The organism is Rhizobium chutanense (assembly GCF_002531935.1).
Taxonomy (GTDB): Bacteria; Pseudomonadota; Alphaproteobacteria; order Rhizobiales; family Rhizobiaceae; genus Rhizobium; species Rhizobium chutanense.
In genome coordinates, this window is sequence record NZ_NWSV01000007.1 from 128,776 (window position 1) to 141,032 (window position 12,257).

At 61.7% G+C, this 12,257-nt stretch carries 13 protein-coding genes and 1 pseudogene; 3 read left to right on the forward strand and 11 right to left on the reverse strand.

Annotation, left to right across the window (positions count from 1 at the left end; all coding sequences use genetic code 11):
• Positions 1-10 precede the first annotated feature (10 nt).
• Positions 11-388 carry a hypothetical protein gene (locus CO666_RS13820; protein WP_097612808.1) on the reverse strand — a complete coding sequence of 126 codons (378 nt, stop codon included), beginning with the start codon at positions 386-388 and terminating at the stop codon, positions 11-13.
• Positions 389-463: 75 nt separating this feature from the next.
• A pseudogene (locus CO666_RS13825) lies at positions 464-1,176 on the reverse strand (hypothetical protein).
• Positions 1,177-1,447: 271 nt separating this feature from the next.
• Here CO666_RS13825 and CO666_RS13830 point away from each other — a divergent pair.
• Positions 1,448-2,053 (forward strand): TerC family protein, encoded by a 606-nt coding sequence (locus tag CO666_RS13830; protein ID WP_097612678.1) that lies wholly within the window; start codon positions 1,448-1,450, stop codon positions 2,051-2,053.
• An 18-nt stretch (positions 2,054-2,071) separates the two neighbouring features.
• Here CO666_RS13830 and CO666_RS13835 read toward each other — a convergent pair whose 3' ends face one another.
• Genes CO666_RS13835 through metG form a run of 3 tightly spaced genes read right to left on the reverse strand, consistent with a single transcriptional unit; the run spans position 2,072 to position 5,238 of the window.
• Positions 2,072-2,896 (reverse strand): MBL fold metallo-hydrolase, encoded by an 825-nt coding sequence (locus CO666_RS13835; protein WP_097612679.1) that lies wholly within the window; start codon positions 2,894-2,896, stop codon positions 2,072-2,074.
• A 4-nt stretch (positions 2,897-2,900) separates the two neighbouring features.
• On the reverse strand, positions 2,901-3,683 hold the full coding sequence (locus tag CO666_RS13840) for a TatD family hydrolase (RefSeq protein ID WP_097612680.1): 783 nt from the start codon (positions 3,681-3,683) through the stop codon (positions 2,901-2,903).
• A gap of 4 nt (positions 3,684-3,687) precedes the next feature.
• On the reverse strand, positions 3,688-5,238 hold the full coding sequence (gene metG, locus CO666_RS13845; protein ID WP_097612681.1) for a methionine--tRNA ligase: 1,551 nt from the start codon (positions 5,236-5,238) through the stop codon (positions 3,688-3,690).
• Between the two features lie 234 nt (positions 5,239-5,472).
• Here metG and CO666_RS13850 point away from each other — a divergent pair, with 234 nt between their 5' ends.
• A complete protein-coding gene (locus CO666_RS13850; protein ID WP_097612682.1) occupies positions 5,473-6,261 on the forward strand; it encodes a sulfite exporter TauE/SafE family protein in 789 nt (262 codons plus the stop codon).
• A gap of 1 nt (position 6,262) precedes the next feature.
• Here the strand turns inward: CO666_RS13850 and CO666_RS13855 are convergent, their stop codons facing one another.
• The 4 genes from CO666_RS13855 to CO666_RS13870 all read right to left on the reverse strand — a co-directional run bounded on the left by CO666_RS13855 (position 6,263) and on the right by CO666_RS13870 (position 10,470).
• A complete protein-coding gene (locus CO666_RS13855; protein WP_097612683.1) occupies positions 6,263-7,288 on the reverse strand; it encodes a DNA polymerase III subunit delta' in 1,026 nt (341 codons plus the stop codon).
• A complete protein-coding gene (gene tmk / locus CO666_RS13860) occupies positions 7,281-7,961 on the reverse strand; it encodes a dTMP kinase (protein ID WP_097612684.1) in 681 nt (226 codons plus the stop codon). Before tmk ends, CO666_RS13855 begins: the two co-directional genes overlap by 8 nt.
• A 135-nt stretch (positions 7,962-8,096) precedes the next feature.
• On the reverse strand, positions 8,097-9,290 hold the full coding sequence (locus CO666_RS13865; protein WP_097612685.1) for a D-alanyl-D-alanine carboxypeptidase family protein: 1,194 nt from the start codon (positions 9,288-9,290) through the stop codon (positions 8,097-8,099).
• Between the two features lie 73 nt (positions 9,291-9,363).
• Positions 9,364-10,470, reverse strand: coding sequence for a septal ring lytic transglycosylase RlpA family protein (locus CO666_RS13870; protein WP_097612686.1), 1,107 nt, complete (start codon positions 10,468-10,470; stop codon positions 9,364-9,366).
• A gap of 410 nt (positions 10,471-10,880) precedes the next feature.
• Here CO666_RS13870 and CO666_RS13875 point away from each other — a divergent pair, with 410 nt between their 5' ends.
• Positions 10,881-11,372 carry a hypothetical protein gene (locus CO666_RS13875; protein WP_245436786.1) on the forward strand — a complete coding sequence of 164 codons (492 nt, stop codon included), beginning with the start codon at positions 10,881-10,883 and terminating at the stop codon, positions 11,370-11,372.
• Between the two features lies 1 nt (position 11,373).
• On the opposite strand, the gene CO666_RS13880 is transcribed toward CO666_RS13875, so the two are convergent.
• The gene (locus CO666_RS13880) at positions 11,374-11,727 is read right to left on the reverse strand and encodes a GYD domain-containing protein (RefSeq protein WP_179869682.1); all 354 of its coding nucleotides are present in this window, start codon (positions 11,725-11,727) and stop codon (positions 11,374-11,376) included.
• Between the two features lie 155 nt (positions 11,728-11,882).
• Positions 11,883-12,257, reverse strand: a complete 375-nt coding sequence (locus CO666_RS13885) for a hypothetical protein (RefSeq protein ID WP_097612688.1) — start codon at positions 12,255-12,257, stop codon at positions 11,883-11,885.

Genomic DNA, 12,257 nt, shown 5'->3' on the forward strand with positions numbered 1-12,257 from the left:
TTCCGATCCGTTACGGTCGTCTTGCCTCCGAGAGATGACCGGCAAATCCGGCGAGCATGACCCCGAATGGAATGTTTCGAACAACTCTGGCAGCAACGAAGGTTGCGGTGATCGCCGCGGCAAGTTTCAGCCAGGGATAGTCGCCAAGTTGGACGTGGGCGTCGGTATCGACCGATCTCGCCTTGGCTTTCAGCGCCGCCTCGGCGTCCTCGCGCAATACACCGATCCGGGCCTTCAGCAGCCTTAACTCGTGCCGCAGGGCGTTCAGATCCTGATCGGCTTTTTCACGCGCGGTCGGCACGGCGGCATCGGCAAAAGGCGGCTCGCCCTCTGCTATCAGTTCGTCGGGATCAGGAAGGCGGCCGTCGCGGTTAACAGATGACTGCATGGACATATCCTCGAATGAAATGCGTGTTGAGATCAGGCTCGGCATTCCAGCCGAGCCTGGGCTTATTTCGCGGCATCAGTGGTCGCGTCGGCCCCCTGGCTCTGATGAGATCCGCTCTGCGACTGAGTTTGTGATTGGCCCTGGGACGGGCGATTGGCGTCGGTCGCCGACGCGGGATCATTGCTGAAGGTGTAGGCGCGCACCTTGGCGCTTCCGTGTGTGCTGTCTCGCATCGCCATCGGGTGCATGCCGCCGGACGCCGCACTGCCGGAAACCGACGATGGCCGCTCGTCGAGCGCGTTCTCCGAGACGGCAAGATCATCCGACGCTTTGCCACCAGAGATCTGGCCGGCAAAACTGCTGTTGGAACCGCTTTCTGCCCCGTCCTCGGACGCCCAGAGATCCGCCCGCTCATCCATGTCGATGCTGCCTTCGTCGTCCAGGATATCGTGGACCGTCTCATAGAGCGCGTCATCGATATCGTTGACTTGAACGAGGAAGCCGCCTCGTCGCAACCCTTCTGCATAGACCGCCCGATCCTCGTCGGGGAAGAAGAAGTCTGCCAGCGCGTCGAAAAAGCCGCTGCGGTCATCGCTCATGGCCCCGGCATTTTTTCCATCCGCCTCATATCCCGGCATCAGCCTTATTCTCGCAACCGGCACGCCGGCGTCCTCCAGACGGGAGACGGCGGATTCGGCTTCCGATCGGCTGTCGAAAAATGCGGTGAGGCTGCTGCCGCCTGCCGCGCCTGAGAAGGCCGGATGGCTATCGCTGTGAATGTTGCTCATGGAAATCTCCTCTCGATGCATAGAGCCAGGCCGTCGACCCGACGTCTGGTTCCCTGACCGGAAAACCGGCGGACAGGAGGAATGTTCCAAGCGAATACCAGACAGAGACGCGGGCATTGGCGGCACTGCCTGCCCGGGCTTTGAGTGGCTCGTTGATATCGAGTTGAGGAACGGTTTGGCCCCATGGATCGTTGTCCGGCGGCACCGCCGGCGGTTGACGTCAAACCGCCGAGACGCTAGCACGGCTTTTGACGCATTGGGGATATTTCATATGGACATCTTTACGGCAGCCGGTCTGACGGCTTTGCTGCAGGTCATTGCTATCGACCTCGTTCTCGCCGGCGACAACGCCGTGGTTATCGGTCTTGCGGCTGCCGGTCTCGAGGCCACGCAGCGCCGCAAGGCGATCATCGTCGGCATTGCGGCCGCAACCGTCCTGCGCATTCTCTTTGCCAGCGTTGCGGTCTATCTGCTGGCAATCGTCGGTCTGCTGCTGGCTGGCGGACTTCTGCTGCTGTGGGTCTGCTGGAAGATGTGGCGTGAACTTCGTGCCGGCCACGGCGAAAGCCACGACACGGCAGGCGCCGAACACGCACCGAAGAAGACCTTCTTCCAGGCGGCAACCCAGATCGTCATCGCCGACGTCTCCATGTCGCTCGATAACGTGCTTGCCGTTGCCGGTGCCGCGCGGGAACATCCGAGCGTGCTGATGGTCGGTCTTGCTCTGTCGATCGCGCTGATGGGCATCGCCGCCAACCTGATTGCCCGGTTGCTCAACAACCATCGCTGGATCGCCTATATCGGTCTGCTGATCATCCTCTACGTTTCGCTCGACATGATCTATCGCGGCGCCGTCGAGGTTATGCCCTACGTATAGTAGCCGTGGGATCGGGGCTCAGGCCTCGATCCTGACCTCGGTTTCGAAGCTCATCTGGTCATAGGCCGGCACCACATGGTCCGGCGTCTCGGCCATCACCACGTCGTAATCGAGCGGCGTGTGCATATGGGTGAGGATCGCCCGTTTCGGCTTCAGCCGGCCGATCCAGTCGAGCGACTGTTCCAGCGACAGATGGCTCGGATGATAGCTATATTGCAGCGCGTCGATAATCAGCACATCGAGATTTTGAAGCTTGTCGACGGTCTGCGGCGGAAAATCGCTGATATCGCTGCAATAAGCCACATCGCCGATCCGAAAGCCGAGCGAGTAGATATCGCCGTGCTGCTGAATATGCGGATGAAATTGTATTTTGCCGCCGGGGCCGCGGATTTCGACGGGTTCGTCGAGGTTCTCGATGACGACAGGCAGCACGATCGGCGGATAATTGCTGCCCGGCGGCGTTTCCAGGCAATAGCCGAAGGCTTCGCGCAGCCTGTCCATCGTATATTGGTCGGCAAAGATCGGCACGCGGCGGCGCGTATTGTGAAAATAGCCGCGCAGATCGTCGATGCCATGAATATGATCCGCATGCGGATGGCTGTAGAGCACGGCATCGACATGGTCGGCCCCTGCCCTGATCATCTGCTCGCGAAAATCCGGTCCGGTGTCGATGACGACGGTGGTGACGCCGCCATCCGGCGCGAATTGCTGCACCATGAAGGCGGCGCGCGTGCGCCGGTTCTTCGGATTGTCGGGATTGCAGGCGCCCCAGTCGCCTGTAATGCGCGGTACGCCGGGTGACGACGAACAGCCGAGAATGGTGAAGCGCCGCCGGTAAAGCACGCTCTCAGACCCTCGGCATCTTCGTAAACAGCCGCAATGCGTTCTCCGTCGTGATCCGCGCGACCTCTGCGTAGGAAAGACCGATCGTCTCGGCAAGCACCTCGGCAGTGTTGACGACATAGGACGGTTCGTTGCGTTTGCCGCGCCAGCGCTTTGGCGCCAGATACGGCGCGTCCGTTTCCACCAGCAGCCGATCCCGAGGGATCGTCCTGGCGATCTCGCGCAGTTCCTCCGACTTCGGAAAGGTCAGAATGCCGGAGAAGGAAATGTATCCGCCGAGCGCGACGCCGGTCTCGGCAAGCTCCGGGCCGGCCGAGAAGCAGTGCAGGATGAAGGGGAAGGCACCCTTCCCGGTTTCCTCGGTCAGGATCGCAGCCATATCCTCATCGGCGCTGCGGCTGTGGATGACGAGCGGTAGCCCGGTCTCGCGCGCCGCGGCGATATGGCGGCGAAAGCCGGTCTGCTGGTCCTCGGGCTTCTGCGTGTCGTAGAAATAGTCGAGCCCGGCCTCGCCGATGGCGACGACCTTCTCATGGGCATTGGCAAGACGCACCAGCTCTTCCGTCTGGATATCAAGCTCTTCATCGGCATTGTTCGGATGCGTGCCGACCGAGCAGAACACCGAAGGATATTTCCCGGTGATCGCCAGAAGGGCGTCGAGCTTGCGCACCCGCGTCGAGATCGTCACCATCTGCCTGACGCCGGCCTGATGGGCGCGCGCGACAATCTCGTCGCGCTCCGCCTCGAAGTCGGCGAAATCCAGATGGCAATGCGTGTCGATCAGCACGGCCTCAAGCCTCCGGAGCCACGTAACGCGGGAAGACCGGCGTCGGCGCTTCGAGCGGCGTTCCGGCAACGAGACGGCCGGCCTGCCCGAGAGCGGCGAAGTCGCGTTTGTCTTCGGGTGCCGCCACCAGGTCGAGCAGCTTGCCGGACGATTCCGGCATGAAGGGCTGCAGCAGGATGGCGATCTGGCGCACGACTTCAGCGGTGACATAGAGCACCGTGCCCATCCGCTCCGGATCGGTCTTCTTCAGCGCCCACGGCGCCTGGCCGGCGAAATAACGGTCGGTCTCGGAAACCACCGCGATGATCGAGGCGAGCGCCCGGTGGATCTGCTGTTTGCCCATGTCCTCGCGCGTCGAGGCATGCAGCGCGTCGGCTTGGGCCAGCATCGCCTTGTCCTCGTCGCTCAGCGCCCCGCATTCCGGGATCTTGCCGTCGCAGTTCTTGACGATCATCGACAGCGAGCGGCTGGCGAGATTGCCGATGCCGTTGGCGAGGTCGGAATTGATGCGGATGCCGATCGCCTCTTCGCTATAGCTGCCGTCCTGGCCGAAGGAGACTTCGCGCAGGAAGAAATAGCGCACCTGATCGAGGCCGAAATGGTTCACCAGATTGACCGGATCGACGACGTTGCCGAGCGACTTCGACATCTTCTCGCCCTTGTTGAGCAGGAAGCCGTGGGCAAAGACGCGCTTCGGCAGCGGCAGCTTTGCCGACATCAGGAAGGCCGGCCAGTAGACGGCGTGGAAGCGGATGATGTCCTTGCCGATGATGTGCACGTCGGCAGGCCAATATTTCGCCCGCGGACCGTTCCTGTCCTCGATATAGCCGGTCGCGGTGATGTAGTTGGTCAGCGCGTCGACCCAGACATACATGACATGGGAGGGATCGTTCGGCACCTTGATGCCCCAGTCGAAGGTCGTGCGCGAGACCGAGAGGTCCTTGAGGCCTGACTTGACGAAGGAGATCACCTCGTTGCGGCGCTCGGCCGGACCGATGAAATCCGGGTTCGCCTCGTAATGGGCCAGCAGCTTCTCCTGGTATTCGGAGAGCTTGAAGAAATAGCTCGCCTCTTCCACCCATTCGACGGGCGTGCCCTGCGGCCCGTAGCGCACGCCGTCGGCGCGCAGCTCCGTCTCGTTTTCCTGATAATAGGCCTCGTCGCGCACCGAATACCATCCGGCATAGCTGTCCTTGTAGATGTCGCCGTTCTCGGCCATCAGGTTCCAGATGTTGCGCGATGTCTCGTGATGGCGCTCCTGCGTGGTGCGGATGAAGTCGTCATTCGAAGCGTTGAGCAGCTTGGCCATCGCCTGGAATTCGCCGGAGTTGCGGTCGGCAAGCGCCTGCGCGGTGATCCCCTCGCCGCGCGCCGTCTGCTGCATCTTCTGCCCGTGTTCGTCGGTGCCGGTCAGGAAGAACACGTCCTTGCCGTCAAGCCGCTGATAGCGCGCCATCGCATCCGTCGCGATCAGCTCATAGGCATGGCCGATATGCGGCTTGCCGTTGGGATAGGAAATCGCGGTGGTGATGTAGAAGGGTGTCTTGTCTGTCATGGCGGCCAATGTCCGGCTAACTCTATAAAAATGGTCAGCCGCTCTTAGCGCATGTCACCGTCAAGCGAAACATCAAGTTTTACCGTCGCCAATGATTTCCGGGAGGTTGGCATGGTGAACTTGACTCAGCTTGTGCCGCAATCTACCCCTCATGAAAAAGAGGGCGGAACAGAAGCAAGTGCCAGTTTTCATCTACCGGGATAGTCGTGGCCGCGCGCCGTCGGAGGCGCTTGCTTGACATTCGAGCCTCTCTATTCGCTTTCGGGCCTGTTCGTCGGCGCGCTCGTCGGCATCACCGGCGTTGGTGGTGGTTCATTGATGACCCCGCTGCTGGTGCTGCTCTTCGGCGTCCATCCCGCCACCGCGGTCGGCACCGATCTTCTCTACGCGGCAATCACCAAGACCGCCGGCACCGCGGTTCACGGCGCGCATGGGCGCATCAACTGGAAGATCGTCGGCGGCCTCGCAGTCGGCAGCGTGCCGGCCGCCCTGCTGATGCTCTGGCTGCTGGCCGGCGTCGACCGCAAGAGCATCGGCGTCACCAATACGATCACCACAGCACTCGGCTGGCTTCTCGTCATGACCGCGATCATGCTGGTCTTTCGGGGCCAGATCCTCGAATTGGCGCGTCGCGCCATCGGCGATCGCACGCCGCCGCGGCCGGCGATCATCCTCACCTTTACCGTCATTCTCGGATTCGTTCTCGGCGTCCTCGTCACCCTGACATCGGTCGGCGCCGGCGCGCTTGGTGTGACGATCCTGCTCGTGCTTTATCCCAGGCTCGATGTGCGCGAGATCGTCGGTTCCGATATCGTCCACGCCGTACCGCTGACACTGATCGGCGGCATGGGTTATTGGCTGATCGGCGAGATCGACTGGCCGATGCTGTTTGCCCTGCTTATCGGCTCTATCCCCGGCATCATCATCGGCAGTCTGCTGGCGCCGAAACTGCACGAACGCACCATCCGCATCCTCCTTGCCGCCACCCTTGCCGTCGTCGCTTGGAAGCTGCTGGCCAGCTGACCTACAGGCCCGGCTGCTTGATATCGGCGAGAATGCCGATGATCGTCTGCTTGCGGTCGAGATTATAGGCATCGGAGATGGTCAGCCGCTCGGTGATCTCGGAATAGAGCCGCGCCAGCCGCTCCGCCGCGGTGATCCGCCCCTCGCCTGCCGCCGCGCGGGCCCGGTTCATGATGTCGTCGCCGACATGATTGACGAAGAAATCGAAGATCGTGTCGCTTTCCCGGCCCGAAAGCGCGTCGGCCAGCCGATGCATCGCCTTGCGGGCCGTCGGCCCTTCGGCGGCAAGCATCTCGTCATAGGCGGCGATGATCTCGCCGCCGCCGTAGTTCAGCAGTTTCAGCGCCTCGCCGACGCTGCCCTTGGCGGCAGAAAGCACCGCCCCACCCTCGCCTGATAGGCCGAGATGGGCAAGGGCCGCCACCAGCGCATCGTCGGCAAGCGGCGCCAGTTTCAGCGGCAGGCAGCGCGAACGGATGGTCGGCAGCAACCGTCCCGGCGCATGCGAGAGCACCAGGAACAACGCCCGTTTCGGCGGTTCCTCGAGGATCTTCAGGATGGCGTTTGCCGCATTGCGGTTCATGTCGTCGGCCGGATCGATAATGACGATCCGCCAATTGCCGGTGCCGGAGGTCTGCGAGAAGAACTTGCCGGCCCGGCGCACCTCGTCGACGGTGATCGCCGATTTCACCTTGCCGGTCTTTTCATCCACCGGCCGGGCGAGATGCAGCAGATTGTGCGAGGCGCCGGAGGCGATCTGCCGGCTGACGGCTGAGGCCGGATCCGGGTCGCCGATCGTTTCCGGCGCGGTGGCGGGATCGGGATGCGAGAGCACGTGATTGGCGAAGCGGAAGGCGAGCGTCGCCTTGCCGATGCCCTCGGGCCCCTCGATCAGGATGGCGTGATGGCCCTTGCCGGAGCTGTATGTTTGCGCCAGGAAAGCCTCGGCCTCCGCATGGCCGAACAGCTTGGTATTCTCGCCCGGCCAGATGGCGCCGTCGAGCAGTCCGGGCCTCTCTTCACTCATGATGGGCGGCTTCCGGCATTCGCGCACGGCCTGCGGGCGACAGCAGTTGTTTGACGATCGCCAGGATCTCGGCGGCGATCGCCTCCTCGCTCTGCATGGCATTGACCACGTGGCAGCGCTCGGGCTCGCGCGCGGCGATATCGAGAAAGGCCTCGCGCCGTTTCTCGTGCGTTTCGAGCCGCTCCTTCTCGAAGCGATCGGGCGCATCGGCGGCAGCGCGCTTCTGCGCCCGCTCCAGCCCGATCTTGGCGGGGATGTCGAGGATCACGGTGCAATCCGGCATGACGCCGTTGATGGCGATGCGCTGCAGCGTCTCGATGAAATCCGGCTCGAGATTGCCGGTGATGCCCTGATAGACGCGCGAGGAATCCATGAAGCGGTCGCAGAGCACGATCTTGCCGGCGGTCAGCGCCGGCCGGATCACCTCTTCGACATGGTCGTTGCGCGCCGCCGCAAAGAGGATCGCTTCCATCCGCGTACCGTAGGCTTCGGCAGCCCCCGACAGCAGTACATGGCGCACGGCCTCCGCCCCTGCCGATCCGCCCGGTTCGCGCGTCATCAGCACGTCGTGGCCTTCGCCCTTCAGCGCCGCGGCGAGACGGCGGATCTGCGTGGACTTGCCAGCGCCTTCCCCGCCTTCAAACGTAACGAACAATCCCGTACCGGATGACAATGCCTATTTCCCGCATTCCAGGCGCCGTATATGCGCCCCATCTCTTCTATCTATCCGAAGATATCGGAGAGGAAAACCTTTCGCCGCGGCGACATATTCACCTTTCCCGGCAAAACGCATGAGAAGGCCTGCCGTTCAGCCGGGCGCCGACTTGTCCCAGAGCCAGGAGAAGAACAGCGATTCGCCGAGTTCCAGCATAGCGTCGACCGCCCGGCTGCTGAGCGAGCCTTCGCCGACCGCCTGTACGGTATAGAGCGGCACTTCCCTGAGAAGCCGGGACCCCGCGAAAATCCTCAGCGCGCCTGCCTGGGTATCCGCCTCTACCGGCGCCGTCAGCGGCCAGCGATAGACGATACGCGCCGACAGTCGGTCGGGATTGCTGATCGGAATGTAGACGCTGACCGGCGCCTTGGCGACGAGATCGACGGTGCGCGACGTGCCGCCATAGACGCTGGCGGCGCCGATCACTTCCTTGTCGGCGAAGATCTGTCGATTCTCGAAGGCCGTCAGCCCCCATTCGAGCACCCGCTTGGCCTCCTCCGTCCGCTCCTTGTCGGAGTCGATGCCGGCCAGCGCCAGAAACAGCCGCCGGCCGTCGCGCTCAACCGAAGCAACGATCGAATAGCCCTCGCCCTCGGTAAAGCCGGTGGCCAGCCCGTCGGCGCCGAGATCGAGCCCGAGCAGCGGGTTGCGGTTGCGCTGGAAGATCTTGTTCCACTCGAAATCCGGCTGGGCGAAATAGGGGTAAAGGTTGGGGTAGGACTGCTGCAGGGCCGTGGCCAGCGTCACCATCTCGCGCGCCGTCACCTTGCTCTTTCCATCGGGAAGGCCGGTGGAATTGCCGAATTCGGCTGTCTCCATGCCAAGCTCGCGGGCGCGCCGCGTCATCGACACGGCAAATTGCTGCTCGCTTCCGGCCATGCCCTCGGCGAGGATGATGCAGCTGTCATTGGCGCCCTGAATGGCGACGCCCTTGATCAGGTCCTCGACGCGCACGCGCGATTTGAGGCTGGCAAACATCGTTGCCGTCCGCGACGGCGCGCCGCCGGTTCGCCAGGCATATTCGGAAACCGGATATTCGGTATCGAACGTGATCTGGCCCTTCGTCACCGCCTCGAAGACGAGATCCATCGTCATCAGCTTGGCGAGCGAAGCCGGTGAAAAGCCCTGGTCCTCGTTCTTGGCGAGAAGCACGGTGCCGGTGGCGGCCTCGATCATATAGGCCTGCGCCGCTTTGGTGACGAAACCGGCGGTACCGCTATCGGCTGCGAATGCGCCGGTGGCGAGCGGCATGATGCAGAAAAGCAGGCGAAGCAAAGGCCTCAGCATCAAGAATTCCCATCGATCAGGGGGCGTATTTCAGGAGGTTAGAGCGAGAGGAAATCCGATGCAATTGCCGCGCTCAGCGCGCGGCGAATTTGGTCTGACGACGCTTGGCCGCGGCAAGGATCGACTCCTCAGTCAGTCCGTCATTGCGCACCATCACCGCATCGAAGGCGAGATCGACGGTCACCGTCTTCACGCCCTCGTCCTGATAACCGAGCGCGAGGGAGCCCAGCGGCCGTTCATAGGGCATGGGACCAATCTCCGGCAGCACGACCATCTGGTCGAAGGCCTGCTGGGCATTGTTGGCGGAGGGTGCTGATGGTGCCACCAGAACATGGGCGGGCGCTGCCAGGGCGGGGGCTGCGGCGGGCGCCACATTGTAGCGCGCGCTCGGCGTCGAACCGGCATAGGATGTCGCCGACATCGGCACCGGCACGTTGGCCGGCGTCTCGTAATCTTCCGAACTCTGGAGTTGGTCGCGGGTGATCTTGCGGCTGTTGGAGGCGACCATCACGCCGGTTGCGATCTGGCCTTCGGGATTGACGCCGGGAATGCGACTGCCCTTCGGCACATAGGAGGCCATCAGATAGGGCATGTCGTGGCCGTCCATGCGGGCGCGGCCGACATATTGCACGCGCACCTTGCCGGTGCCGCTGTGCTGCAGATCCAGCATGTCGGCCGTCTTGTTCGACAGGTCGATGATGCGGCCTTCGTGATAGGGACCGCGGTCGTTGACGCGCACGATGACCGACGAGCCGCTTTCGAGATTGGTGACGCGCGCATAGCTCGGCAGCGGGAAGGTCGGATGGGCGGCAGACAGATGCATCTGGTCGTAGACCTCGCCGTTCGCCGTCAGGCGCCCGTGAAAGGCCGAGCCATACCAGGAGGCGACGCCGACCTTGTTATAGGAGAAGTCTTCCTTTGGATAATACCACTTGCCCTTCACCTCGTAAGGATTGCCGACCATGTAGCGGCCGCCGCCCTTGGGGATATTATTGCCGGTGGCGACCCGCGGGCTTGCCTTCACGCCATATTCGGATTCGGAGAAATATTCTTTGCCGTGGGATTTCTTCTTCGGCACCGCCTGTGTCGTGCCACAGGCCGCAACCGTCGCACACATCGCCGAGATTGCCAGCCACCGTGCTGTCGTTGCGAAAGACGCCGCCCCGTATCCCAATTTCATATGCCCCACGCCGCTCAAAGATCGTTATGGTTAAGGAACTCTGCCCCATTGTGGGCCATTACGCCTTATCCCCGCCCGCCTAACGAGACTTTAATCTTGTTACGTTCGTGGCAAATTTACGAAGGATTTCGCAGCGATAGCGATAATTCTAATGATTATGGTTTACAAACTATTAACGCGAGCCTTGCCGCCTTGCCCTTCCGCCGTCGGAATAAGGCCCGGAATCCGCGTGCCGATGCGGGGCATATGGTAAATCCGAACTCGCTTCCGAAGGCCCGAAAAGCCCAAATTGGCACAGGCCGGAGCGGGCTTCCCAAGCGGCGCGCCACCGCTTGCCTCGCCTGGCGAAATGACGCTAAGCATTCTCCGCGCAGGGTCGGGGGATTGCCATGGGCGGAATTCTTAAAAACTTGATTTTGCTTGTTGCAATGACCGTCTCATCGGCGGTCAGCGCCGCCGCGGAAGACTTCCCCGCCTATTGGCGCAAGACGATGACCAATGATCCCGACACGAATTTCTATCTTGCCCAGGCCCTGAAGCCCTTACCGAACAAGGAAGCAGAAACCATCAGGGTGCTCAGGCTGTCGCTGATCGCCGGCAATCTGTGTCTCGGCGCCATTGTCAATACGAGGATGCGCGAGGCCTTTCTGCAGCAGGCCGGATATAACAGCCTGCGCGGAAAGGCCTGGGACGAAGCCGCCTTCCTTGCGAATGATTGGTTCAAATACTTCAACTACCGTTCCCTCGCCCATCTCTGCGCCGGCATCGACTATATGTTCGGGCCGGAGGGAAGGCTGGCGCCCAATCTGGTAAAAGCCGGCAAGGGCGAACCAAAGGGATCCTATGACCCTCTGGATTCCTACTACATGCGGCTTCCGCCCTTGCGCAAACCGAACGGGTAAGTCACGTCACCGATTGCAGGTGATGCAAGTACGCTGCCGGTGGACGATACCGAACCGACTTGGCCTTTTCCAAGGCTTCGATCGTATCCTCGACGCTGAGAAGGACAGTCATTTCCATCGATCGGAGCGCACCACCTGCACCTATAGCCAGCGCGACAGCCGCCATCGATACATTGTCGGGCGCCTCCCACAGATTCCAACCGTCATGCTCGCCGAAGGCGTACCAGAACCCATGGAGCTTTCCGCCCACCGATTCAATATAGGTCCGAGCCGCCTCCCGGCGATCTTCGGGGTTTTCGATCATACGCGCCCACGTCTCGGGCGTGTAACTGAAACGCGTGAGATACATGGCCATGGTTTGCGTCCTCCGCCACAACAGAACAGTAAACGCTCAAGTCGAGGAGAACGCCAGTTATTTTCGCCTGGACGTGCCAGATTCTGCAACCAAACCAAAGCCTTTGCTTGTTCGCCGTTCTCACTTTGCCTGCTCGTTCGTCGGTGCAAAAACCTTCAATGCCTGAGCCAACGAACATCGCGCATCACTTTGTCCCCCCGTGCATTCAAGAATACGAAGCCTTGCTCGGTCACCCAAGCAAGGCCCAATTCGAGCAAACGCTGTTCAAGCTTCGCCTTTTGCTCGGGATTATTTTCACCGAACAGGTATGGGAACATCACTGCCAATTCCGCCTCTGACGAGTTCGGATCACCAATCAGCATTGCTCTGATCTTCATTCCGCGCGCGTTAAAAGTCAGACGCGGAGCATCCCAAAGACCGAGCCGCGCCAAATTGGCCCTGCGTTCTTCCTGTCCTGCCAGATGCTGGCGGTCTGCATGTTGTCGGACGGCGGCAATTTCTTCTTCCGAGAAGTCATCTGTATCCGACAA

Excerpts from the sequence above, each read along its gene's own strand:
- CO666_RS13820 (WP_097612808.1), bottom strand. The coding sequence starts at position 388 with ATGCAGTCATCTGTTAACCGCGACGGCCGCCTTCCTGATCCCGACGAA.
- CO666_RS13830 (WP_097612678.1), top strand. The coding sequence starts at position 1,448 with ATGGACATCTTTACGGCAGCCGGTCTGACGGCTTTGCTGCAGGTCATT.
- metG (WP_097612681.1), bottom strand. The coding sequence starts at position 5,238 with ATGACAGACAAGACACCCTTCTACATCACCACCGCGATTTCCTATCCC.
- CO666_RS13855 (WP_097612683.1), bottom strand. The coding sequence starts at position 7,288 with ATGAGTGAAGAGAGGCCCGGACTGCTCGACGGCGCCATCTGGCCGGGC.
- CO666_RS13865 (WP_097612685.1), bottom strand. The coding sequence starts at position 9,290 with ATGCTGAGGCCTTTGCTTCGCCTGCTTTTCTGCATCATGCCGCTCGCC.
- CO666_RS13870 (WP_097612686.1), bottom strand. The coding sequence starts at position 10,470 with ATGAAATTGGGATACGGGGCGGCGTCTTTCGCAACGACAGCACGGTGG.
- CO666_RS13880 (WP_179869682.1), bottom strand. The coding sequence starts at position 11,727 with ATGGCCATGTATCTCACGCGTTTCAGTTACACGCCCGAGACGTGGGCG.